This window comes from Poseidonocella sp. HB161398, from assembly GCF_005870025.1.
GTDB lineage: Bacteria > Pseudomonadota > Alphaproteobacteria > Rhodobacterales > Rhodobacteraceae > Mangrovicoccus.
Genome location: NZ_VATA01000037.1, coordinates 30,245 through 51,976 on the forward strand (window position 1 = coordinate 30,245; position 21,732 = coordinate 51,976).

A 21,732-nucleotide genomic window follows, 5' to 3' on the forward strand; every position below is an offset into this window, starting at 1 on the left:
AATTTGATGAGTGCTTTCAGCCGCCTTATGGCAAGCGCCGCCCTGGGGGCCGCGGTCCTCGCGGCCGGGCTTCCCGCCGCGATGGCGGAGACGCCGCCAAACATGCTGGTGATCGCCAACCGGATCGACGACATCACCTCGCTCGACCCGGCGGAGAGCTTCGAATTCTCGGGCGCCGACGTGATCCGCAACATGTACCTGAAGCTGGTCAATCTCGACCCGATGGACATGTCCGCGGGCTACCAGCCGGAGATCGCGGAAAGCTGGGACGTCTCCGAGGACGGCAGGACCGTCACCTTCAATATCCGCAGCGGCCTGAGCTTCGCCTCGGGCAATCCGGTGACCGCCGATGACGTGGTCTACAGCCTGCGCCGCGCGGTCCTGCTGAACAAGACGCCGAGCTTCATCCTGACCCAGTTCGGCTTCACCGCCGAGAATGTCGAGGAGACGATCACCGGCGCGGACGGCACGGTCTCGATCACCACCGACAAGCCCTATGCGATCTCCTTCGTGCTGAACTGCCTGACCGCCACGATCGGCGCCATCGTCGACAGCAAGCTGGTGATGGAGCACGAGGCCGACGGCGACATGGGCAACACCTGGCTGAAGACCAACTCGGCCGGCGGCGGCGCCTATACCCTGGCCGCCTGGCAGCCGAACGAAAACGTCACGCTGAACGCCAATCCCGGCTTCTACAAGGGCGAGCCGGCGATGAAGCGGGTGATCGTCCGCCATGTCCAGGAAAGCGCCAGCCAGCGGCTGATGCTGGAGCGCGGCGACATTGACGTGGCACGCAACCTCAACCCCGAGGACATCGCGGGCATCTCGGGCGAAGAGGGCATCCGCATCGACGAGGAGCTGGGCGGCCAGCTGATGTACCTGTCCTTCAACCAGGACAATCCCGAACTCGCCAAGCCCGAAGTGCGCGAGGCGATGAAGTACCTGATCGACTATGCCGGGATGGCGGACTCCTTCCTCAAGGGCCAGTGGGCGGTGCAGCAGAACTTCCTGCCGCTGACCTTCCTCGGCGCGGTCGACGAGAACCCGTTCAGCCTCGACATCGAGAAGGCCAAGGCGCTGCTGGCCGAGGCGGGCGTGCCCGAGGGCTTCACCATCGAAGCCGGCGTGCGCGAGGCGCAGGAGCGCATCGAGATCGCCCAGAGCTTCCAGAACGCGCTGGCCCAGGTCGGCATCAAGCTCGACATCACCGTCGGCACCGCGGCGCAGATCCTCGGCCGCTACCGGGCGCGCGACCTCGATGTCTATGTCGGCACCTGGGGCCCGGACTATCCCGACCCGCATACCAACGCCTCCACCTTCGCCTGGAACCCCGACAATTCGGTGGAAGCCGGGGCGACCGGCATCCTGGCCTGGCGCAACGCCTGGGATCCGGGCGCGCTGACCGCGCAGGTCGATGCCGCGGTGATCGAGAACGACACCGAGAAGCGGGTCGAGATGTACCACGAGATCCAGGCCGAATTCCGCGACACCTCGCCCTTCGCCATCCTGTTCCAGCAGGCGCGGCAGACGGCGGTGCGCGACAATGTCGAGAACCTCAATCTCGGCGACGCGATCAGCTCCGCGGCCTACTGGCCCGTCACCAAGTAATGCCGCGCACCGCGACAACGGGGGGGCGCCTGCCGGCGCCCCTTGCAGGCTTTCTCGGCCGCGCGCTGGCAACGGCGGGCTCGCTCGCCGTCACCGTGCTGGGGCTGCTCTTCGTCACCTTCATCATCGGCCGGGTGATGCCGATCGACCCGGTCCTCGCCGTGGTCGGCGAGCGCGGCTCGCCCGAGGTCTATGCCGCCGCCCGCGAGGCGCTGGGGCTCGACGAGCCGCTGCCGGTGCAGTTCTGGTACTACCTGCGCGAGGTCGCCCAGGGCGATTTCGGCACCAGCCTGCTGACCGCACGGCCGGTCGTCGACGACATCGCCCGGGTCTTCCCCGCGACGCTGGAGCTGGCGACGCTAGGCGTCCTGATCGGCGTGCTCTTCGGCGTGCCGCTCGGCGTGCTGGCGGCGATCAACCGCGGCCGCTGGATCGACCAGGTCGCGCGGCTGGTGGCGCTTGTCGGCTATTCGATGCCGATCTTCTGGCTGGGGCTGATCGGGCTCCTGGTCTTCTACGGCATCCTCGGCTGGGTCGGCGGACCCGGGCGGCTCGACGTCTTCTATGACGGGCTGGTGCCCAGCGTGACCGGCATGATCCTGGTCGATTCCGCGCTGGCGGGCGACTGGATGGTCTTCGGAAACGCGCTGTCGCACATCATCCTGCCCGCCTCGCTGCTGGGCTATTTCTCGCTGGCCTATATCAGCCGCATGACCCGCAGCTTCATGCTGGAGGCGCTGTCGGCCGAGTACATCACCACCGCCCGCGTCAAGGGCATGAGCGAATGGCGCGTGGTCTGGGTCCATGCCTTCCGCAATATCCGCGTGCAGCTCCTGACCGTGATCGTGCTGAGCTACGCCAACCTCCTGGAGGGATCGGTGCTGACCGAGATCATCTTCTCCTGGCCGGGCATCGGCTTCTACATCACCAACGCGCTGCTTGCCGCCGACATGAACGCGGTGCTGGGCGGGACGGTCGTGGTGGGGACGATCTTCATCATCCTCAACATGCTCAGCGACCTGCTCTACAAGGTCTTCGACCCGAGGGCGCGATGAGGGAGTGGCTTCTGTCCGACAGTCCCGCCTCGCGGCGGCAGGCGCGGCTGGGCCGGCTCTATGCGGGCTGGCTGACCTTCCGCGAGAACACGCTGGCGATGGTCGGCCTCGGCATCCTCGTGGCGCTTCTGCTCTGCGCCGCGCTGGCGCCCTGGATCGCGCCGCATGATCCCTATGCCCAGGATCTGGCGATGCGGCTGAAGCCGCTCGGCACGCCGGGGCATCTGCTCGGGACCGACAGCCTGGGGCGCGACATCCTCTCGCGGCTGATCTTCGGGTCACGGATCACGCTCTACATCGTCACGCTGGTGGCGCTGATCGCGCCGGTCGCGGGCCTGCTCGTCGGCACGGTGGCGGGCTATGCCGGGGGCGCCTGGGACGCGGTGCTGATGCGGATCACCGACATCTTCCTCGCCTTCCCGCGGCTGGTCCTGGCGCTGGCCTTCGTCGCCGCGCTCGGCGCCGGGATCGAGAACGCGGTGCTGGCGATCAGCCTCACCGCCTGGCCGCCCTATGCCCGCCTCGCCCGGGCCGAGACGCTGACCATCCGCAATTCCGACTTCATCAGCGCCATCCGCCTGCAGGGCGCGGGGCCGGTGCAGATCATCACCCAGCATATCTGGCCGCTCTGCCTCAGCTCGCTGATCGTCCGCGTCACGCTCGACATGGCGGGGATCATCCTCGCCGCCGCCGGGCTGGGCTTCCTCGGGCTCGGCGCGCAGCCGCCCTCGCCGGAATGGGGCGCGATGATCTCCGAGGGGCGCCGCTTCATCCTCGACCACTGGTGGGTGGCCACGGTCCCGGGCCTCGCCATCTTCACCGTGTCGCTGGCCTTCAACCTTCTGGGCGACGGGCTGCGCGACGTGCTCGACCCGAAAACGGGGGGATCGCAATGAGCCTTCTGGACGTGGAGAACCTGCGCGTCTCCTTCGACACCCGCCAGGGCGTGGTGGAGGCGGTGCGCGGCATCTCCTTCACGCTCGGGCAGGAACGCCTGGGCATCGTCGGCGAGAGCGGCTCGGGCAAGTCGATGACCGGCCGCGCGATCCTGCGCCTGATCCGCCCGCCCGGCCGGGTGGAGGCCGACCGCATGGCGCTGGAGGGCGAGGAGCTGCAGAGCCTGTCCGAACGCCAGATGCGCAAGGTGCGCGGGCGGCGGATCTCGATGGTGATGCAGGACCCGAAATTCTCGCTCAACCCGGTGATGACCGTGGGCGAGCAGATCATGGAGGCCTATCTGCTGCATGCCCGCGACAGCCGCCGCGCCGCCCGCCGCAAGGCGCTGGAGATGCTGGAGGCGGTCGCCATCCGCGACCCCGAGCGGGTGATGAAGGCCTATCCGCACGAGGTCTCGGGCGGGATGGGGCAGCGGATCATGATCGCGATGATGCTGATCCCCGATCCGCGCATCCTGATCGCCGACGAGCCGACCTCGGCGCTCGACGTCTCGGTGCAGCGCCGGGTGCTGTCGATCATGGACACCCTGGTGCGCGAACGCGGCATGGGGCTGATCTTCATCAGCCACGACCTGAACCTGGTGTCGGAATTCTGCGACCGGGTGCTGATCATGTATGCCGGGCGGATCGTCGAGACCTGCGAGGCCGCGCGGCTGCACGAGGCGCGCCATCCCTATACCCGCGGGCTGCTGAATTCGCTGCCGCGGCTCGACCAGCCGCAGGACCGGCTGGAGGTGCTGGCCCGCGATCCCGCCTGGGCCGGAGGAGATGCCTGATGCTCGATGTCGACGGATTGAACGTCTGGTTCGGCGCCCCCGCGAACCGGGTGAACGCGGTGCAGCGGGCGAGCTTCTATGTCGAGACCGGCGAGAGCTTCGGCCTGGTCGGCGAAAGCGGCTCGGGCAAGTCGACGATCCTGCGGGCGATCACCGGGCTGGCGCCCGACTGGTCGGGCCGGGTCGATGTCGACGGCCGCACGATCTACCGCGACCGCCGCGACCGGGACTTCTACAAGACCGTGCAGATGGTCTTCCAGGATCCCTATGCCTCGCTGCATCCGCGCCATTCGGTCGACCGGGTGCTCAGCGAGACGCTGAAGCTGCACGGCATGGACCGGATCGAATGGCGGGTGCCGAAGCTGCTCGACGATGTCGGGCTGGGGGCGAAGTTCCGCTTCCGCTATCCCCACCAGCTGTCGGGCGGGCAGCGCCAGCGCGTCGCCATCGCCCGGGCGCTGGCGGGCGAGCCGCGGCTCCTGCTGCTCGACGAGCCGACCTCGGCGCTCGATGTCTCGGTCCAGGCCGAGATCCTCAACCTGCTCGCCGATCTGCGCGCCGAGCGCGGCCTGACCTACGTGATGGTCTCGCACGATCTCGCCGTGGTCGGCCATCTCTGCCAGCGGCTGGCGGTGATGCAGTCGGGCCGGATCGTCGAGATGCTGGAGGTGGAGCAGCTGCGCCGCGGCGAGGCGGAGCATGCCTATACCCGTTCGCTGCTGGCCGCCTCGGTGGCAGGCGGGCGGACCGGGACGGAAGGCGGCGCGGAGCTCAGTCCCGCCGCGACGGGCAGCTGAGCCCGTCGATGAAGATGTCGAGGAGCCGCGTCACCACCTCCTGCCAGTCGGGCGTGTCGCGGGTGTAGCAGATGCCGACGAGGGCGCGCATCAGCTCCTCGCCGGTGACGTCATCGCGGATCCTCCCCGCGGCCGCCGCGCGCGCCATCAGCTGCCCGGCAGCGGCGCGCATCCGGTCGGCCGCCTCGGCGAAGGTCTGGCAGTTCCCGTCGAAACTCGGCGACAGCGCCGTCAGCATGCCCTTCTTGGTCGCCACCATGCCGATCGACGCCCGCACCCAGGCGCGCAGCGCCGCCTCGGGCTCCAGCCGCTCCAGCTCGTCCGCCAGGGCGACCATCTGGTCGACCTCGCGCAGGTAGACCGCCTGGAACAGCGCCTCGCGCGTCGGGAAATGCCGGTAGAGCGTGCCGATCCCCAGACCGGCGCGCCGCGCGACCGCCTCGAGGCTGGCATCCGGACCGCCCGCCGAGAACACCTCGCGCGCCGCAGCCATCAGCGTCTCGCGGTTCCTCAGCCCGTCAGCCCGCGGCTTTCGGCCGGTTTTCGCGCCCTCCTGGCCCATTCTTCCCTTTCGTCATCTTCCGCACTTGCAAAACGGAGGCAGCCTCCGTATATTCGGGCTGCCGCGCATCCATGGCCAATCTAGCCCTGACTGCCTTACAATGAACATAGCGCGGCTCCCAGAAATCGCTAGATCAAGGAGGTTCCATGACCTTCTCCATCACGCTGACCGTCAACGGGACGCCACATCACCTGGCGCTGGATGACATGCGGGTCACGCTCCTGGACCTGCTCCGGGACCGTCTGGGCCTGACCGGAACCAAGAAGGGCTGCGACCGCGGCCAGTGCGGCGCCTGCACCGTGCTGGTCAACGGCCAGAGGCTCAATGCCTGCCTCGCGCTGGCCGTCCAGCAGGACGGGGCCGAGATCGTCACCATCGAGGGGCTCGCCCCCGCGGACGGGCTGCACCCCGTCCAGGCCGCCTTCCTGGAGCATGACGCCTTCCAGTGCGGCTACTGCACCCCCGGGCAGATCATGAGCGCCGCCGGGCTGATCGCCGAAGGCGAGGACGGCGCCGATATCGAACGCATCCGCGAGGGGATGAGCGGCAATATCTGCCGCTGCGGCGCCTATCGCGGCATCTCCCTGGCCGTGGCCGAGGCCGCGCGCAAGGCGAAGACGGAGGCAGGCGCATGAAATCCTTCGACTATCTCCGCCCCGACACCCTTGACGAGGCGCTCGCTGCGCTGTCGGATCCCGATGCCGCGGCGCTTGGCGGCGGCACCAACCTGCTCGACCTGATGAAGCTGGGCGTCGCGGGTCCGTCGAAGATCGTCGACCTGACCCGGCTGCCCGGGCTCGACCGGATCGAGACCCTGCCCGACGGCACGGTGCGGATCGGCGCGCTGGTGCGCAATGCCGCCCTGCCCCGCGATCCGGGCTTCGCCGCCGCCTTCCCGATGGTGGCCGAGGCGCTGCTCTCGGGCGCGTCGGGCCAGCTGCGGAACGCCGCCACGGTGGGCGGCAACCTGATGCAGGCAACCCGCTGCGCCTATTTCCAGGACCCGTTCGCCGCCTGCAACCGCCGCGCCCCCGGCACGGGCTGCGACGCGAAGGACGGCGCCAACCGCAATCACGCCATCCTCGGCTGGAGCCCGGCCTGCATTGCCACCCATCCGTCGGATTTCTGCGTGCCGCTCGCGGCGCTCGGCGCGATCGTGGAGATCGCGGGCCCGGACGGCCTGCGCGAGCTGCCGCTGGCCGAGTTCCACCTGCTGCCCGGCGAGGAGGCGCATCTGACCACGCAGCTTGCCCCCGGCGAGATCGTCCTGGCGCTGCGCCTGCCGCCCGGCGCGGCGGATTTCGCGGGCCATGCCCGCTATCTCAAGCTGCGCGAGCGCAATTCCTACGCCTTCGCCATCGTCTCGGCGGCGGCGGCGCTGCGGCTCGAAGACGGCGTGATCCGCGAAGCGCGGCTGGCCCTCGGCGGCGTCGCCGCCCGGCCCTGGCGCGCCACGGCGGCCGAGACCCTGCTGGCCGGCGCGCGCCCCGCGCCCGAGACCTTCGCCGCCGCCGCCGAGGCGGCGCTGGCCGAGGCCGCGCCCTCGGGCGCCAACGGCTTCAAGATCGCGCTGGCGGGCCGCATCCTCGCCCGCGCCCTGGCCGCCGCAGCGGCCGGAACCCCCGCCCGGATGCCCGCCCTGCCGGGCTCCGTCCTCGATGACAGCGACACGGAGGCTGCCCATGCCTGACGATTTCGCCCCCGCTTCCCATGTCCGCCTGGGATCGAATTCCGGCCAGCCGCAGACCCGGCTCGACGGGCTCGCCAAGATCACCGGCCAGGCGACCTATGCCGCCGACAATGCCCCGGAGGGGATGCTCTGGGCGGTCTATGCCGGCGCCCCGGCCGGGCGCGGCCGCGTGGCCTCGCTCGATACCGGCGCGGCGCTCGCCCATCCCGGCGTCGTCCATGTGATCACGCCGCAGAACCGCGCCGAGCTGCAGCAGGACCCCGATGCAAGGGCGCATGTCTTCGCCTGGAAGATCGACATCCTGCAGAGCGAAACCATCCGCTATGCCGGCGCGCCGGTCGCGCTGGTGCTGGCCGAGACGCTGGAGGCGGCGACCGAGGGCGCGCGGCTCCTCGCGCCCGAGGTGGAGCCCCTTCCCGTCCGGATCGGCTTTGATGACGGCGAGCCCTTCGAGGCGGCCACGGTCGGCATCGGCGCCAATCCCGCCACCTCGGTCGGCGATCTGGAGGCCGGCTTCGCCGCCGCCGAACGGATCACCGAGGTCGAGATCGAGACCCCGCCCCAGTACCACAACGCGATGGAGCCCCATGCCATCGTCGCCCAGTGGCAGGACGGCCGTCTGGTCATCGACACGCCGAACCAGGCGATCGTCATGTCCCGCCCGCTCTTTGCCGAGTATTTCGGCATCGCCCCCGAGGACGTCCATATCCGCAGCCCCTATCTGGGGGGCGGCTTCGGCTCCAAGGCGATCCTGAACGGCCCGCAGATCCTCGCCTGCCTCGCCGCCAGGGAGACGGGCCGGCCGGTCAAGCTGGTGCTCAGCCGGGCGCAGATGTACGGCCCCGTCGGCCATCGCGGCGCCACCCGCCAGACCCTGCGGCTGGGCACCGATGCCGAGGGGCGGCTGACCGCCCTGGCGCATCACTCGGTCTCCGCCACCAGCAGCTTCGACGACTTCCTGGAACCGGCGGCCAATGCCTCGCTGAACACCTATGCCAGCCCGGCGATCTCGGCGAGCCATTCCGGCAGCCGCTGGGATATCGGCACGCCGGGGCCGATGCGGGCCCCGGGCGAGGCCACCGGCTCCGCCGCGCTCGAATGCGCGATGGACGAGGCCGCGGAGGCGGCCGGGCTCGACCCGCTGGAGTTCCGGCTGCGCAACTATGCCGAGACCGATCCCGCGACCGGCCGGGCGTTCTCCTCGAAGGCGCTGCGCGAATGCTACCGGCTCGGGGCGGAGCGCTTCGGCTGGGCCGGCCGGCCGATGGCGCCAGGGCAGATGCGCGACGCCAAAGGGCGGCTGCTCGGCTGGGGGATGGGCACGTCGCTCTTCCCCGCGCCGATGTCCCAGGCGCTGGCGCGCGCGACGCTGCGCGCTGACGGCAGCGCGCTGGTGGAGACCGCCGCCGCCGACATGGGCCAGGGCGCCTGGACCGCGCTGGCGCAGATCGCGGCGGACGGGCTCGGGCTCGACCTGGCGCAGGTGGAGTTCCGCTCGGGCGATTCCGAGCTGCCCGATGGCGGCGTGGCCGGCGGGTCGGGCCATACCGCGACCGCGGGCAGCGCGCTTTTCTCCGCCGGGCAGGACGCCGTCGCCCAGCTCGTCCGGCTGGCGGTGGAGGACCCGGCCTCGCCGCTTCATGGCGCGGGCAACCAGGCGGTGCGCGCCCAGGGCGGGCGGCTGATGCTCGAGGGCGATCCCTCGCGCTCGGAAAGCTATGCCGCGGTGCTCGCCCGCGCCGGGCTCGAGACGCTCGCCGGCAATGGCCGCGGCGCGCGCAGCCCCGAGGCCGCCGGGGCGCATGCGATGTTCTCGCATGGCGCGGTCTTCGCCGAGGTGGCGGTCGATCCGGATCTCTTCCAGATCCGCGTCACCCGGCTGGTCGGCGCCTTCGCCGCCGGGCGGATCATCAACCCGCGGCTCGCCGAGAGCCAGCTTTTCGGCGGGATGGTCTGGGGGCTGGGCTTCGCGCTCCAGGAAGAGGCCGTGCATGACCGCCGCAGCGGGCGGCTGGTGAATGGCGATCTCGCGGGCTACCACGTCCCGGTCAATGCCGATCTGGCATCAATCGAGGCGCTGACCGTCCCCGAGGAGGACCCGTTCGTCAACGCGCTCGGCGTCAAGGGCGTGGGCGAGCTGGGCATCACCGGCACGGTCGGGGCGATCGCCAACGCGGTCTGGCACGCCACCGGCCGCCGCGCCCGGCGCTTCCCCGTGATGATCGAGGACCTGCTCTGATCCGGGCGGGGCGGCCGCCCGGCCGCCCCGCATTAAGCCTTTGGCGACGGGTTTTCCGGTAGCCTCCCCGGGCCGGCGCTCTGCGCGCCCGCCGCAAGAGGGGAACCCGCATGTCCACCGCTGCCAGATCCGTGCTCCTCGTCGATGACGAGCTGATGCTGCTCGACATGCTCGCCATGGCCTGCACCGCCTCGGGCTTCGCCGCCGTCAAGGCCGCCACAGGGGCGGAGGCACTGCAGCAGATCGACGCCCACCCCGAGATCGGCCTGGTCCTGACCGATATCGGCCTGACGCGGGAGATGGACGGCTTCGCCCTGGCCGCCGAGATCGCCGCGCGGCGCCCCGGCCTGCCCCTGATCTTCTTCTCCGGCCATGGCGAGCAGGCGGCGCGGCCGCCGGGCTTCGCCGATGCGAAGGTGCTGGGCAAGCCGGTGCCGCTCGCCGTCCTGCGCGGCGAGATCTCGGCCGCGCTCGGCACCTGACCCGGCCGGCCAGGCGGCACCCCCGCGCAGGCGAACGTGCTGGCCCGACCGCGACCGGCCGGGGCGGCGCGCTGCCGGTAGCCGGGTCGGGCCCCGGCCGCAGCCAGGCGGCCCGGTCCCGGAGCGCGAAATCGACCGGCGAAGCCGGGACATGCGCGACATCCCGGCGTCCCGGCGCGCCGGCCACGCGAACCGCTGCCGTCGCGCCTCGCCGCATTGGCCAGCCCGTGCGAAACGAGCGGTCCGCCGAAGGAACAAGCCCCCCGGGCAGCAGGGCGAGATGCGATCCGAGCCAGCCTGCAGGGCCGGGCCCATTGCCCGACCGCCAGCCCGGTCAGGCGGTCCTCGCCGCCGCCACCAGATGGCTCAGCCGCGCGCCAGCAGCGCTGCCAGCAGGTCGGACCGGCTCAGCATCCCCGCCACCTGGCCGTTCTCGATCACCGGAAAGGCGCGGTAGGGCAGGTCGCGGAACTGCTCGGCCGCCGCCACGATCTCGGTTCCGGCATCGAGTACCGCCACCTCGCGGCTCATGTGCTGCGCCACCGTGTCGGACCAGCGCTGGTAGTAGGCCGCGCTCAGCGCCGGGCCGAAGCAGTCCTTCTGCGTCAGGATCCCCGCCAGCTGCCCCGCGGGCCCGATCACCGGCGCCGCCGAGGCCCGCGCCGCCACCAGCTGCGCCACCGCCTCGCGCATCGGCAGATCCGGGCGCAGCGCCAGGAAATCCCGCCGCATCACCGCGGCAATCGTCTCGTCACCCCCGGCCATCGCTCACCCCCCGAAATCGTCGCTGAAGATCCGCTCCGGCTCCACCCCGGCCTGGTCGAGCGTGCGGCGCACCGCGGCGATCATCAGGGGCGGGCCGCAGAGATAGTATTCGCAGTCCTCCGGCGCCGGATGCTCCCGCAGGAAGCCCGCCAGCGTGTTGTGGATGAAGCCCGTCGGCCCGGTCCAGCGGTCTCCGGGCGCCGGGTCCGAGAGCGCGGGAACCCAGGAGAATCCCGGATGCGCCGCCGCGATCGCGTCGAATTCCGCAGTGTAGAACAGGTCGATGGCCGAGCGCGCGCCGTAGAAATAGGTCATCTTGCGCGGCGCGCCCGCCGCCACCTGCTCGTGGATCAGCGCGCGCAGCGGCGCCATGCCGACCCCGCCGCCGACGAAGACCATCTCGCGGCCGGTCGGCTGGGCATGGAAATCGCCATAGGGCCCCGAAAGCTCCATCGGATCGCCGGGCTTCAGCCCGAAGAGGTAGCTCGAGACCAGCCCCGGCGGCACGCTCTCCTCCCGCCCGGGCGGCGGCACGGCCAGGCGGATGTTGAACACCGCGCGGCCGCGGTCCTGCGGCCGGTTGGCGATGGAATAGGCCCGGGTCGCAGGCCCCGGCGACGAGGCGACCAGGCCGCGCCAGCCGGCATCCTCCCAGGTCTCGCGGAAGGCCTCGGGGATCTCGATCTGCGAGAAGGGCAGCCGGTAGCCCGGCACCGAGAGCTGCATGAAGCTGCCCGCGCGGAACTGCAGATCCTCCTCGCCCGGCAGCTCCAACACCAGCTCGCGGATCAGCGGCGCCAGCATCCGGTTCGAGACCACGCGGCAGGCGCGGGTCTCGGCGCCGAGAAGGCCCGCGGGCAGCTCGACCTCCAAGGGGCCCTTGACCGAGACCTGGCAGGCCAGCCGCACATGGTCGCGCCGTTCGCGGGCCGAGAGCATGCCCTTCTCGGTGGCGCCCGGCTCGCCCGCGCCCGGCCCCTGCGCCGTCACCCGGCACAGCCCGCAGCTGCCCTTGCCGCCGCAGCCCGCCGGAATGCCGAAGCCCGCATTCTGCAGCGTCAGAAGCAGCGTGTCGCCCTGGCGCGCCTCGACCGGGGTCCCGCCATTGACCGTCACCGTCGCCCCCCCGCCGGGCAGCAGCCGCTCGCGCGCGCCCAGGAGCACCAGCGTCAGCAGCAGGAGCAGGCCGAGGACGACCAGGAGGCCCAGCAGGATCTCGGTCATGGCGCCACCATCTGGCCGAAGGCCGAGAAGCCCAGCGACATCATTCCGGCCAGCATGAAGGTCACGCCCAGCCCGCGCAGCCCGCCCGGCAGGTCGGCATAGGCCAGCCGCGCCCGCACCGCCGAGAGCATCACCACGGCCAGCGCGAAGCCCGCGCCGCTGCCGATGCCGAAGACGAAGGATTCAGGCAGCGTGTAGCGCCGCTCGACCATGAAGAGGCTCGCCGCCAGGATCGCGCATTGCACGGTCAGCAGCGGCAGGAACACCCCGAAGGCGGCGTGGATCGCGGGGGCGAAGCGCTCGAGCAGCATCTCGAGCATCTGCACGGCCGCCGCGATCAGCCCGATGAAGCACAGGAGCGACAGGTAGCTCAGATCGACCTCGGGCAGCCCCGCCCAGGCCCAGGCGCCCGGCGCCAGGACGGCGGTGTAGATGATCTGGCTCAGCGGCACGGTGATCCCCATCACCCCGATCATCGCGATGCCGAGCCCGACCGCCGTGCCCGGCCGCTTCGACAGCGCCAGGAAGGTGCAGAGCCCCAGGAAGAAGGCCAGCGGCATGTTCTCGACGAACATCGCCTTGAGGAAGATATCGGCATATCCGCTCATGTCCGCGCCTCCGCCACGGAGGGGGGCTCGGTCTCGGGCGCCTCCTGCTGCTCGGGATAGAGGCTGCGCAGCCCCCAGACCACGAAGCCGAGCAGGAAGAAGGCCGAGGGCGCCAGCAGCATCAGCGAGAGCGGCGTGAACCATCCGCCCTGGTCGACCGTCGGCAGCACCGTCAGCCCCATCAGCGTGCCCTGGCCGAAGAGCTCGCGCACCGCGCCGACGGCGACCAGGATCAGGGAATAGCCCAGCCCGTTGCCGAGCGCGTCGAGCATCGCCGGGCCCGGCGGGTTCGACCGGGCGAAGCCCTCGGTCCGGCCGAGCACCAGGCAGTTCGTGGTGATCAGCCCGACGAAGACCGACAGCCGCTGGCTGATCGCGAAAAGGTAGGCCTGCAGGATCTGGTCGATGACGATCACCAGCGAGGCGACAATGACGATCTGCACGATCAGCCGGATCGAGTTCGGCAGGTGGCGGCGGATCAGGCTGATGATCAGCGACGAGAGGACCAGCACCACGGTCAGCGACACAGCCATGGTCGCCGCCGTCTCCAGCGAGGTGGTCACGGCCAGCGAGGAGCAGATGCCGAGGATCTGCACCGTCACCGGGTTGCGCCCGATCAGGGGCAGGGTCAAAAGCCGTGGCAGCGCCATCAGAATTCCCCCCGTTTCACCGCCGCGATCAGCGGCCCGTAGCCCTTCGGCCCCAGCCAGAACCGCACGATCCGCTCCATCGCAGAGCTGGTGCGGGTGGCGCCGGTGATGCCGTCGACCTCGAATTCCGAGGCGGCGCGGCCGCGGGCGACCTCGAAGCGCATCTCGCCCGAGGCGTCCTGCCAGCGCGTGCCGGCGAAGCTCGCCTGCCAGGCCGGTTCCTCGATCCGCGCGCCGAGCCCCGGGGTCTCGGATTGCGACAGGATGGCGATCCCGGCGATGGTCTCCATGTCGCCATTGACCGCCAGCATCGCGTCGATCGCGCCGTTGAACCCCGCCCCCGAGATCGGCAGGATCATCAGCGCCACCGCCCCGCCCTCGCGCAGGAGGTAGATCTGGGCGAAATCGGGCCGCGAGCCGATGCCCGCAACATCCTCCTCGGGGCTCAGCGCGGTCCAGTTGGCGGTGTCGGCCAGCGCGGTCTCCAGCGTCCCGGGCGTGATCCCCTGAGCCGCGCGGCCGCGGTCGAGATCGACGACCACCGTGCCCAGCACCGCGTCCTCGGAGGCTTCGAGGATCTCGGACATGCCGGGGATCGCGGCCAGCAGCGCCTCCAGCCGCGCCTGGGTCTCGGCCGCGCGGTTGGCGGTCTGGACCGGGCGCAGGACCACCGTCGCGCCCGAGACCAGCAGCGTGCAGAAAAGCGCGGTCAGCACCGCCACCAGCACGGTCTTGCCGCGGCTGTCATTGGGCTGCGCCAGCAGGCGCTGCCAGGCGCGGATCGGGTTCAGGTCAGCCATGTCGCCGTTTCCTTTGCAGGAGCCAGAGCGTGATCGCGATCTCGTCGCAGAGCGGCGCGGCGAGCGAGACGAAGAGCGCGGCATAGACCGCGAGCTGCACCGCCGCCGCGCCGGTCCAGAGCGCGAGGAAGAGCGAGACGAGCCCGCCATAGAGCAGCCCGTTCAGCCAGCGCCCGAGCCGGGTCGAGGCCGAGGCCACCGGATCGGCGACGAGAAGCGCCAGAACGCCGGCCGCCGCCGGGAAGACCGCCGCCACCGGCAGCCCGGCCGCCCAGCCCGCGCCGAGCGCGAGGAGCGCGCCGAGGACCAGCCCCGGCGCCATGATCCCGGTGCCGAGCCCGATCGCCAGCGCCGGCAGCGCCGCCCAGCCGATCTGCACCGGCAGCTCGGGCCAGGGCGCGGCCGGGAAGCCGAAGCCCATGAAGGCCAGCGCCACCGTGGCCGGGTTCAGCACGTTGCGCCCCCAGCCGCCGAAGGCGAGCTCCGCCACCACCACGCCGAAGCTGGTGGAGAGGATCAGCGCCAGCAGGCCCAGATCGCCCGGCGCCAGCACGGCAAGGGCCAGCGCGGTGACCGTCCCGGCCAGCGAAGGCGGCTGCGCCCGGGCCAGCATCCAGATCACGTGCCAGATGCCCGCCACGACGAGGAAGACCGCCAGCCGCAGGAGCCCCGCGCCCCCCGCCAGGCCGAGCCAGACCAGCGCCACCGGCAGGAGCGACGCCAGCAGGAGCTCCGCCACCGTCTCGCGATGCCACATGCCGCGCGCCGTCATGCCGCCTCCTCCGCCTCGATCCGCGCCAGGAGCCCGCCGAGCAGCGCCGAGAGCCGCGGCTCGGCGCAGGTGACATAGTCGGCCAGCGCCATGTCCTCGGCCAGGAAGGAGAGCGCGCCGAGCCTGGCCGCCGCCTCGCTGTCGCCCGCCGAGAGCGCGCGCAGGAAGGCCATCGCGGGCAGCGCGCCGCCAAGCGCATGCTCCACCGCGGCGGTCGGGATCAAGGGCAGCGGCCGCGAGGCGCCCTTTAGCGCGCGCAGGAACCAGTGGCTGCGCGCCGCAGGCAGCGCGGGCCGGGCCACCGTCGCCTGCCGGTCGCCGGGGCGCAGCCAGCGCGACTCCCGCCCCTCGAGCACGGAGCCCGAGAGGATGACGCTCTGCCCCGGGCGCAGATGGCCCTGGGCCAGCCCGCGCAGATCCGCCCAGGGCTGGCAGCGCAGCAGCCGCGGGTCGCGCAGCCCGTCGCCGGTGACCGAGACCAGCCGGGTCGGCCGGAGCAGGCCGGTGGCCAGAAGCTCGCCGATCGCGGCGACCTCCTCGGCGGCGATGTCCCAGACCGGGCGGCCGATCGCGGCGGGGAAGTGATGGTGGATCTGGAAGCCCGCGAGCCCCCACGGATGCAGGCTGCGGCATTCGAGAACGCGCAGCTCCGGATCGTCCTCCCCGGCCAGGAAAGGCCCCTCGCCGCGGCAGAGGAAGACATGGCCCGGCGCCAGCAGCTTCAGCGCGGCGAGCCCGCGGGCAAAGGCCTCCTCGGCGCCGCGGATCGCCTCGCGCGGGTCGGGCGCGCCGGGACGGCTGTCGAGCGCCATGACGAAGATCGCCGCCGGGGCCTCCTCGGTGCCCGGCATCCGGCCGAAGGGGCGCGAGCGGAAGCCGCCCCAGAGCCCCGCCCCCTGCAGGAGCCCGCGCAGCGCGGCCGCATCGCCCTCGCCGGGCAGCGCGTGGCGGTGCCGCCCGCCCGCCGCCTCGGCAAAGAGCGTGATCCGCCGCAGCCGGTTGCCCGGGCCCAGATCCAGATGCCCGACCCGCCCGGCCATCGGCGCGGCCAGCACCGTTCCGGCGGGATTGCGCAGCCGCAGGAGCGGCGCGCCCTGCGCGACCAGGTCATCCTCCCCGGCCAGCGGCTCGACCCGCAGATCCTCGGAAAGCTCCGCCAGGAGCGAGGCCTCGTCGGTCAGGACCGTCTCCGGTTGCGCAACAAAGCCGGGACCTCGCGGCCCGACCGTCAAACCCTTTGACCAGAAACCCGGCACAGCCCTCTCCCAAGGATACGGCAACAGTTGAGGCCTGCGAATTCCATTTCAAATCCGTATCTTAGATACATCTTGAAACGACTCCCGACCGATGCCAGCATGTTAACAACTCCTAACCGAAAGTCGTCAAGCGATATTGCCATGCCGATACGGACACGTTTTTCCGCCCTTTTCATCGCCCTTGCCGGGCTGTTTGTTTCCTCAGCCGCCCTTGCCCAGGAGGCCGCCCCGGAGACGGGCGGCGGCAGCGTCTCGACCTTCGTGATGCCGCGCAGCGGCCCCTATTCCCCGGACCGGATCGAGATCCCGAATGCCCGCGCTATTGCCGCCTGGATCCGGTCGGGCCATTCCGACGCCTCCTCCGAGGCCTTCGTGCACTGGGACGAGGATGGCGCGATCCCGCCGAACTGCTCGGTCTGCCATTCGGGCGCGGGCTTCCGCAGCTATCACGGGCTCGACGGCTCGGCCCCGGGCCTGCCCGAGGCGCCGGTGCCGACCGGCGGGGTGGTCGATTGCGGCACCTGCCACGATCCCGGGCTGGGACGGATCACCGAAGTCGCGCTGCCCTCGGGGGTGATGCATCCGGTGACCTCCTCGGCCGAGGCAGCCTGCGTCACCTGCCACCAGGCGCGCAGCTCGGGCGCCAGCGTCACCAAGGCGGCCGGCGATCTGGGCGAGGACGAGGTGGGCGCCGATCTGGGCTTCGTCAATCCGCATTACGCCGGGGCGGCAGCGTCGAATTTCGGCAGCTACGGCAAGCTCGGCTACCAGTACGACGGCAAGGACTACACCGGGCGCTTCCTGCATGCCAAGCCGGTCTCGGGCTGCCTGAGCTGCCATGACCCGCACAGCCTGGAAGTCACCCAGGACACCTGCCTGATCTGCCACCAGACCGGCGACGACAAGGCGATCCGCATCTCGCGCCAGAGCTATGACGGCAGCGGCGATACCAGCAAGGGGATCTACGAGGACATCAAGGCCAATTCCGCCGTGCTGATGTCCGCGATCGAGGCCTATGCCGCCGGCGTGGCCGGGGTTCCGGTGGTCTATGACGGCGCGCATCACCCGTATTTCTTCGCCGACGCCAATGGCGACGGTCTGGTCGACCAGGCCGCTGGCAAGCCGGTCCGCTACAATGCCTGGACGCCGCGGATGCTGAAGGCCGCCTATAACTGGAAGGTGGTGAATGCCGATCACGGCATCCATGTCCACAATCCGCATTACGCGCTGGAGCTGCTCTACGATTCCACCGAGGATCTCTATGCGGCGACGGGCGGCGATTTCGCCGCGCTCGGCCTGAACCGCTGAGCCCGGCTCAGCGCCGCGCTGCGACCGGATCGGGATTGTCCGGCGGCGGCGCGGCGTCGATCTCCGCCCCCCAGGGGTCGGGCCCGGCCGTGGCGCTACCGTCGCGGGCGAAGTCCATCATCCAGTCCTGCCCCTCGGCAAAGCACGGCCACTCCGCCAGCCCCGGCCCGTTCGGATCGCCGGTCTTGACGAAGCGCAGCAGCGCGCCGCTGATCTGCCGGGCGGCCTGGCGGTCGCGGGCGGTTTCGGCCCTGCCGAGCCGCGCGGCCTGGGTGGCCAGGAAGAAGGGGATGTCCGAGGCATGGCCCGCCCCGGCCGCGGTCACCGAGGAGGGCACATAGCCGAACCGGTAGTGCCAGACCGGCAGGCCGAGCCGGGCGAAGCGCCGCGCCGCATGGCGCGCGCCGGCGATCATGTAGCCGAGCCGCCCGCCCAGATCGTCATCGGTCGCGCCGATCATCACCGGCACATGGGCGCAGTCCCCTGCCGCATAGGCGGCCCCGGGATCGGCGAGGATGCGGCCGTCGACGAAGGGCCCGGCCCAGCTGCGCCCCGCCTCGGGACCCATGGTCATCCAGTTGAGCCCGCCGCAGACCGCCTCGGCGGGCAGGTCGCGCAGCGCCGCCAGCGCCTCGGGCCCGTCGCCCGCGATGCCGTGGCGGCTGGCAAATTCGGCGCCGACGGTTTCCATTTCCGCCAGGGTGGCACTGCCCGGACGGGTGCCCGCCGTGCCCGAGAGGATCACCGCGCGGTGGAAGAGCCCCTGCGCGCGCGGCGAGGTGGCGAGGAAATGCACCGAGGCGCCGCCGGCGCTTTCGCCCATCAGGGTGACATTCTCCGGATCGCCGCCGAAAGCCGCGATATTGGCGCGGATCCAGTCCAGCGCGGCGATCTGGTCGAGCAGTCCGTAATTGCCGAGGAGCCCGTCCTCTTCATCCGCGCGGGTCAGCGCGGGATGGGCGAAAGTGCCGAACCGGCCGAGCCGGTAGTTGAAGCTGGCGAAGACGATGCCCTGCGACGCGAGCGGCGCGCCGGAATAGACCGCGGGCGAGGCGCCGCCATTGACGAAGGCGCCGCCATGGATCCAGACGAGCACCGGCAGCGGGCCGTCGGCGGGCGCGGCCGGTCGCCAGATATTGGCGTAGAGGCAGTCCTCGTCGACCCGGGCGCCGAGCGGCGCGGCATCGATATCGACCGGAACCTGCATGCAGTCGGGCCCGTACTCCGCGGCCTCGCGCAGCCCGCTCCAGGGCGCGGCGGGCTGCGGCGCGCGCCAGCGCAGCGGACCCAGCGGCGGGGCGGCGAAGGGAATGCCCTTCCAGGCGGCCACGCCGTCGCGGATCCGGCCGCGCAGGGCGCCGCTGGCAAGGGTGACGATGGGGTCCTGGTCCGGGGTCATCTCGGTCTCCGCCTCGGCTGTCCCGGCGAGCATATCGCGGGGGCAGAGCGGAGCAAGGCCCGACCCGGCTGCCCTTGCGCCCGGAGGCCCGAGGCCGGCCGGATCGGGCCAGCCTGCAGGGCCCGGCGGCGGCACGGGGCGGCGGAAACGAGAAAGGCGGCCCGAAGGGGCCGCCATTGGCATCCGCAGCGACGCTGCGGGAACATCTTACCGGATGCCTTGCGCCGGCCGGCGCAAAGCGCGGTCTCAGCGGACGGCGCGTGCGGCGGCGCTGTCGATTTCGTCGCGGGACAGGCCGATGTCGCGCAGCGTCTCGTCGGACAGCGCGTTCAGGGCGCGGCGGGTCTTCTCGATGCGGGCAGCGCGGGCAAAGCCGGCGGCGAGGGTGTCATAGATGCGCAGCGTGTAGGACGGCTTGCGCGCGGCAAGGGTAGCGGTGGTCATTGGATGTCTCCGAGAGTTTTCACAGTGCAGAAATGAGGGCCATTCCTGCCTTCGGGATGCACATAAGTCGTGCACTGTGAAAACACCAATGCCGGATCCGCCATCCCGGTTTGCAGCCGGCGCATGGCCTCTTGAACTTAGCCAAAGCCTTGCGATGCCAGCCCGAATACGCCCTCGGCGGGGGGCAGATCGCCCCGCGCCATGACCGTTCCGCGGTCCCGCAGCGACAGGCCGAGCGCCGTCAGCGCGGCGGCCGGCACATGGCCCGCCATCAGGTCCGTCCGCAGGAAGCCGCCCGCCGCGAGAGCAGCGCCCCGGCGCACCAGATCCAGCGCCGCCGCCGCGTCCGGCGCCACCACCGGGCCCAGCATATGGCCATGGCCGAAGGCCCGCAGCAGCGCGTAGCCGCCGGGTGCGCCGAGCAGCCGGCCCTCGCGCCCGAGCGCGGCGAGAAGCGCCTGCCGGTCGCAGCCCGTGGCGCGCCGGTCGAGCGCCAGCGCCGCCGCGGGATCGCCCGGCGCGGGATCCGGCGCGGCGGCCGCGGCAGGCACTTCACCCTGCCACTGCTCCACCACGCCGCTCGCGCGGAAACCCGCCTTGGCATAGAGCGGCGCGCCCGCTTCCGTGGCACAGAGCGAAAGCGGCAGGTCCCCGGCCAGATCAAGCAGCGCGGCAAGGAGGCGGCGGCCGAGCCCGCGGCCGCGGGCCTCCGGCGCCACGAGGATCATCGAGAGCCGCCCCGCCCCGCCATAGCGGGTGAGCATGCCGCAGCCGAGGAGCCTGCCGCCCGAGGTGATCGCGAGCCCTTCCGAAAGTCCGAGGATCAGCGCCCAGTCGGCCTCGCGATGCGGCCAGCCCTCGGCGCGGGAGAGCGCGCAGGCGGCGGGGAGATGCTCCGGCCCGAAAGTGCCGAGCGCCAGCGTCGCCTCCATGGCTCAGCCCCGCCCGCGCAGCACGAAGGCGCGGAAGTCGTTGACATTGGTCCCGGTCGGGCCGGGCGCGAAGAGATCGCCGATCGCGTCAAAGGCGCTCCAGGCGTCATGGCCCGTCAGATGCGCCGCCGGGTCGATCCCGGCCGCGCGCATCCGCGCGACCGTCGTGCCGTCGGCGAAGGCGCCGGCATTCTCCTCCGAGCCGTCGATCCCGTCCGTGTCGGCGGCCAGCGCGGTGACGCCCTCGACCCCGTCGAGATCGAGCGCGGCGGAAAGCAGGAATTCGGTGTTGCGCCCGCCCCGGCCCGGCTCTCCGGTCAGGGTGACGGTGGTCTCGCCGCCCGAGAGGATCACCACCGGCGGGCCGAAGGGCGCGCCCTCGCGGGCGGCATGGGCAGCCAGCGCGGCATGGAAGCGCCCGGCCTCGCGCGCCTCGCCCTCGAGCGCGTCCGAGAGGATCGCGGCGGGCAGGCCCTCGGCGGCGGCCGCATCGGCCGCGGCGCGCAGCGACAGGCCGGCGGAGGCGATCACATGCACCTCGTGCCCGGCGAAGACCGGATCGCCGGGATGCGGCGCGGGCTCCGCCTGCGCCAGCGCCGCCGCCACCCGGTCTGGCAGCGCGATGCGGTAGCGCTCGACCAGCGCCAGCGCATCGGCCAGGCTGACCGCGTCGGGCACGGTCGGGCCGGAGGCGACCTGGGCGGGATCGTCGCCCGGCACGTCCGAGACGATCAGGCTGACCACCTTCGCCGGATGCGCCGCCGCGGCCAGCCGCCCGCCCTTGATCCGGCTGAGATGCTTGCGGATCGCGTTCATCGCCGAGATCGGCGCGCCGGAGGCGAGAAGCGCCTTGTTCAGCGCCGCCTCGTCCTCGAGATCGAGCCCTTCGGGCGGCGCGGGCAGGAGCGCCGAGCCGCCGCCGCAGATCAGCGCGACGACCAGGTCGTCCTCCGTCAGCCCCTCGAGCTGGGCGAAGAGCGCCCCGGCCGCCGCCAGCCCGGCGGCATCGGGCACGGGATGGGCGGCCTCCATCACGCGGATGCGCTCGCAGGGGACGGCATAGCCGTAGCGGGTAACGACCACGCCCTCGAGCGGCCCGTCCCAGACGGCCTCGAAAGCGGCGGCGAGCTGCGCCGCGCCCTTGCCCGCGCCGATCACCACGGTGCGCCCGGCGGGCTTCGGCGGCAGGTGCCGCGGCAGGATCTGCGCCGGGTCGGCGGCCGCGACGGCGGCCTCGAAGAGGCGGGTCAGGAGCGCGCGGTCGGCAGCGGGATCGGTCATCGCGGAGGTCCTTCTAGCAGGGTCGGCCCGATGTTAGCCAAGCCCCCCGCCGCGTCCACCGGCAAAACGCCCAGATCAAAGGCCGCATTTCCTTCCGCCGCGCTTTCGGCTTTGGTGTCAGCGGTAAC

General features: G+C 71.7%; 22 protein-coding genes. 10 read left to right on the forward strand and 12 right to left on the reverse strand.

Annotated elements, in window-relative coordinates; translation table 11 throughout:
• The first annotated feature begins 6 nt into the window (after nt 1–6).
• From FGX59_RS23655 to FGX59_RS23675, 5 genes are read left to right on the forward strand one after another with little or no spacing between them, the layout of a single operon-like run.
• A complete protein-coding gene (locus FGX59_RS23655; RefSeq protein ID WP_138469600.1) occupies nt 7–1,608 on the forward strand; it encodes an ABC transporter substrate-binding protein in 1,602 nt (533 codons plus the stop codon).
• Nucleotides 1,608–2,663, forward strand: a complete 1,056-nt coding sequence (locus tag FGX59_RS23660) for an ABC transporter permease (protein WP_138469601.1) — start codon at nt 1,608–1,610, stop codon at nt 2,661–2,663. The genes FGX59_RS23655 and FGX59_RS23660 overlap by 1 nt, the downstream gene beginning before the upstream one ends.
• On the forward strand, nt 2,660–3,559 hold the full coding sequence (locus FGX59_RS23665) for an ABC transporter permease (protein WP_138469602.1): 900 nt from the start codon (nt 2,660–2,662) through the stop codon (nt 3,557–3,559). Before FGX59_RS23660 ends, FGX59_RS23665 begins: the two co-directional genes overlap by 4 nt.
• Nucleotides 3,556–4,395 (forward strand): ABC transporter ATP-binding protein, encoded by an 840-nt coding sequence (locus FGX59_RS23670; RefSeq protein ID WP_138469603.1) that lies wholly within the window; start codon nt 3,556–3,558, stop codon nt 4,393–4,395. The genes FGX59_RS23665 and FGX59_RS23670 overlap by 4 nt, the downstream gene beginning before the upstream one ends.
• On the forward strand, nt 4,395–5,192 hold the full coding sequence (locus tag FGX59_RS23675; protein WP_138469604.1) for an ABC transporter ATP-binding protein: 798 nt from the start codon (nt 4,395–4,397) through the stop codon (nt 5,190–5,192). Before FGX59_RS23670 ends, FGX59_RS23675 begins: the two co-directional genes overlap by 1 nt.
• Here the strand turns inward: FGX59_RS23675 and FGX59_RS23680 are convergent.
• On the reverse strand, nt 5,167–5,754 hold the full coding sequence (locus FGX59_RS23680; RefSeq protein ID WP_138469605.1) for a TetR/AcrR family transcriptional regulator: 588 nt from the start codon (nt 5,752–5,754) through the stop codon (nt 5,167–5,169). The two genes, FGX59_RS23675 and FGX59_RS23680, sit on opposite strands and share 26 nt — an antisense overlap.
• A gap of 146 nt (nt 5,755–5,900) precedes the next feature.
• Between FGX59_RS23680 and FGX59_RS23685 the strand changes: the two genes are divergently transcribed.
• The 4 genes from FGX59_RS23685 (at nt 5,901) to FGX59_RS23700 (ending at nt 10,165) form a co-directional block, all read left to right on the forward strand.
• Nucleotides 5,901–6,389, forward strand: coding sequence for a (2Fe-2S)-binding protein (locus FGX59_RS23685; protein WP_138469606.1), 489 nt, complete (start codon nt 5,901–5,903; stop codon nt 6,387–6,389).
• Nucleotides 6,386–7,444, forward strand: a complete 1,059-nt coding sequence (locus FGX59_RS23690) for a xanthine dehydrogenase family protein subunit M (RefSeq protein ID WP_138469607.1) — start codon at nt 6,386–6,388, stop codon at nt 7,442–7,444. Before FGX59_RS23685 ends, FGX59_RS23690 begins: the two co-directional genes overlap by 4 nt.
• Nucleotides 7,437–9,683 carry a xanthine dehydrogenase family protein molybdopterin-binding subunit gene (locus FGX59_RS23695; protein ID WP_138469608.1) on the forward strand — a complete coding sequence of 749 codons (2,247 nt, stop codon included), beginning with the start codon at nt 7,437–7,439 and terminating at the stop codon, nt 9,681–9,683. Before FGX59_RS23690 ends, FGX59_RS23695 begins: the two co-directional genes overlap by 8 nt.
• Nucleotides 9,684–9,793: 110 nt before the next feature.
• Nucleotides 9,794–10,165, forward strand: coding sequence for a response regulator (locus FGX59_RS23700; RefSeq protein WP_138469609.1), 372 nt, complete (start codon nt 9,794–9,796; stop codon nt 10,163–10,165).
• Between the two features lie 366 nt (nt 10,166–10,531).
• On the opposite strand, the gene FGX59_RS23705 is transcribed toward FGX59_RS23700, so the two are convergent.
• From FGX59_RS23705 to FGX59_RS23735, 7 genes are read right to left on the reverse strand one after another with little or no spacing between them, the layout of a single operon-like run.
• Nucleotides 10,532–10,930, reverse strand: coding sequence for a CBS domain-containing protein (locus tag FGX59_RS23705; protein ID WP_138469610.1), 399 nt, complete (start codon nt 10,928–10,930; stop codon nt 10,532–10,534).
• Between the two features lie 3 nt (nt 10,931–10,933).
• The gene (gene nqrF, locus FGX59_RS23710; protein WP_138469611.1) at nt 10,934–12,154 is read right to left on the reverse strand and encodes an NADH:ubiquinone reductase (Na(+)-transporting) subunit F; all 1,221 of its coding nucleotides are present in this window, start codon (nt 12,152–12,154) and stop codon (nt 10,934–10,936) included.
• Complete coding sequence (nqrE, locus tag FGX59_RS23715; protein WP_138469612.1) at nt 12,151–12,762, reverse strand: NADH:ubiquinone reductase (Na(+)-transporting) subunit E; 612 nt, start codon at nt 12,760–12,762, stop codon at nt 12,151–12,153. The genes nqrF and nqrE overlap by 4 nt, the downstream gene beginning before the upstream one ends.
• Nucleotides 12,759–13,412, reverse strand: a complete 654-nt coding sequence (locus FGX59_RS23720; protein ID WP_138469613.1) for an NADH:ubiquinone reductase (Na(+)-transporting) subunit D — start codon at nt 13,410–13,412, stop codon at nt 12,759–12,761. The genes nqrE and FGX59_RS23720 overlap by 4 nt, the downstream gene beginning before the upstream one ends.
• Nucleotides 13,412–14,212, reverse strand: a complete 801-nt coding sequence (locus tag FGX59_RS23725; protein ID WP_138469614.1) for an FMN-binding protein — start codon at nt 14,210–14,212, stop codon at nt 13,412–13,414. The genes FGX59_RS23720 and FGX59_RS23725 overlap by 1 nt, the downstream gene beginning before the upstream one ends.
• A complete protein-coding gene (locus FGX59_RS23730) occupies nt 14,205–14,984 on the reverse strand; it encodes an RnfABCDGE type electron transport complex subunit D (protein WP_206078422.1) in 780 nt (259 codons plus the stop codon). Before FGX59_RS23730 ends, FGX59_RS23725 begins: the two co-directional genes overlap by 8 nt.
• A complete protein-coding gene (locus FGX59_RS23735; protein ID WP_138469615.1) occupies nt 14,981–16,240 on the reverse strand; it encodes a Na(+)-translocating NADH-quinone reductase subunit A in 1,260 nt (419 codons plus the stop codon). The genes FGX59_RS23730 and FGX59_RS23735 overlap by 4 nt, the downstream gene beginning before the upstream one ends.
• A gap of 141 nt (nt 16,241–16,381) precedes the next feature.
• Between FGX59_RS23735 and FGX59_RS23740 the strand changes: the two genes are divergently transcribed.
• Entirely contained in the window at nt 16,382–17,548 is a 1,167-nt protein-coding gene (locus FGX59_RS23740; protein WP_206078423.1) for a cytochrome c3 family protein, read from the forward strand.
• 7 nt (nt 17,549–17,555) lie between these two features.
• Here FGX59_RS23740 and FGX59_RS23745 read toward each other — a convergent pair whose 3' ends face one another.
• The 4 genes from FGX59_RS23745 to FGX59_RS23760 form a co-directional block, all read right to left on the reverse strand.
• On the reverse strand, nt 17,556–18,947 hold the full coding sequence (locus FGX59_RS23745) for a carboxylesterase/lipase family protein (RefSeq protein WP_206078424.1): 1,392 nt from the start codon (nt 18,945–18,947) through the stop codon (nt 17,556–17,558).
• 246 nt (nt 18,948–19,193) lie between these two features.
• Entirely contained in the window at nt 19,194–19,391 is a 198-nt protein-coding gene (locus tag FGX59_RS23750; protein ID WP_138469617.1) for a DUF1127 domain-containing protein, read from the reverse strand.
• 137 nt (nt 19,392–19,528) lie between these two features.
• Nucleotides 19,529–20,323 (reverse strand): GNAT family N-acetyltransferase, encoded by a 795-nt coding sequence (locus tag FGX59_RS23755; RefSeq protein WP_138469618.1) that lies wholly within the window; start codon nt 20,321–20,323, stop codon nt 19,529–19,531.
• A gap of 3 nt (nt 20,324–20,326) precedes the next feature.
• Nucleotides 20,327–21,604 (reverse strand): glycerate kinase, encoded by a 1,278-nt coding sequence (locus FGX59_RS23760; RefSeq protein WP_138469619.1) that lies wholly within the window; start codon nt 21,602–21,604, stop codon nt 20,327–20,329.
• Nucleotides 21,605–21,732 lie beyond the last annotated feature (128 nt).

Bases quoted from the DNA above. Each gene is read 5' to 3' on its own strand.
- FGX59_RS23760 (WP_138469619.1), bottom strand. From the start codon at position 21,604: ATGACCGATCCCGCTGCCGACCGCGCGCTCCTGACCCGCCTCTTCGAG.
- FGX59_RS23705 (WP_138469610.1), bottom strand. From the start codon at position 10,930: ATGGCCGGGGGTGACGAGACGATTGCCGCGGTGATGCGGCGGGATTTC.
- FGX59_RS23730 (WP_206078422.1), bottom strand. From the start codon at position 14,984: ATGACGGCGCGCGGCATGTGGCATCGCGAGACGGTGGCGGAGCTCCTG.
- FGX59_RS23695 (WP_138469608.1), top strand. From the start codon at position 7,437: ATGCCTGACGATTTCGCCCCCGCTTCCCATGTCCGCCTGGGATCGAAT.
- FGX59_RS23675 (WP_138469604.1), top strand. From the start codon at position 4,395: ATGCTCGATGTCGACGGATTGAACGTCTGGTTCGGCGCCCCCGCGAAC.
- FGX59_RS23720 (WP_138469613.1), bottom strand. From the start codon at position 13,412: ATGGCGCTGCCACGGCTTTTGACCCTGCCCCTGATCGGGCGCAACCCG.
- FGX59_RS23660 (WP_138469601.1), top strand. From the start codon at position 1,608: ATGCCGCGCACCGCGACAACGGGGGGGCGCCTGCCGGCGCCCCTTGCA.
- FGX59_RS23670 (WP_138469603.1), top strand. From the start codon at position 3,556: ATGAGCCTTCTGGACGTGGAGAACCTGCGCGTCTCCTTCGACACCCGC.
- FGX59_RS23665 (WP_138469602.1), top strand. From the start codon at position 2,660: ATGAGGGAGTGGCTTCTGTCCGACAGTCCCGCCTCGCGGCGGCAGGCG.
- FGX59_RS23725 (WP_138469614.1), bottom strand. From the start codon at position 14,212: ATGGCTGACCTGAACCCGATCCGCGCCTGGCAGCGCCTGCTGGCGCAG.
- FGX59_RS23740 (WP_206078423.1), top strand. From the start codon at position 16,382: ATGCCGATACGGACACGTTTTTCCGCCCTTTTCATCGCCCTTGCCGGG.
- FGX59_RS23685 (WP_138469606.1), top strand. From the start codon at position 5,901: ATGACCTTCTCCATCACGCTGACCGTCAACGGGACGCCACATCACCTG.
- FGX59_RS23750 (WP_138469617.1), bottom strand. From the start codon at position 19,391: ATGACCACCGCTACCCTTGCCGCGCGCAAGCCGTCCTACACGCTGCGC.
- FGX59_RS23655 (WP_138469600.1), top strand. From the start codon at position 7: ATGAGTGCTTTCAGCCGCCTTATGGCAAGCGCCGCCCTGGGGGCCGCG.
- FGX59_RS23700 (WP_138469609.1), top strand. From the start codon at position 9,794: ATGTCCACCGCTGCCAGATCCGTGCTCCTCGTCGATGACGAGCTGATG.
- nqrF (WP_138469611.1), bottom strand. From the start codon at position 12,154: ATGACCGAGATCCTGCTGGGCCTCCTGGTCGTCCTCGGCCTGCTCCTG.
- nqrE (WP_138469612.1), bottom strand. From the start codon at position 12,762: ATGAGCGGATATGCCGATATCTTCCTCAAGGCGATGTTCGTCGAGAAC.
- FGX59_RS23745 (WP_206078424.1), bottom strand. From the start codon at position 18,947: ATGACCCCGGACCAGGACCCCATCGTCACCCTTGCCAGCGGCGCCCTG.
- FGX59_RS23690 (WP_138469607.1), top strand. From the start codon at position 6,386: ATGAAATCCTTCGACTATCTCCGCCCCGACACCCTTGACGAGGCGCTC.
- FGX59_RS23680 (WP_138469605.1), bottom strand. From the start codon at position 5,754: ATGGGCCAGGAGGGCGCGAAAACCGGCCGAAAGCCGCGGGCTGACGGG.
- FGX59_RS23755 (WP_138469618.1), bottom strand. From the start codon at position 20,323: ATGGAGGCGACGCTGGCGCTCGGCACTTTCGGGCCGGAGCATCTCCCC.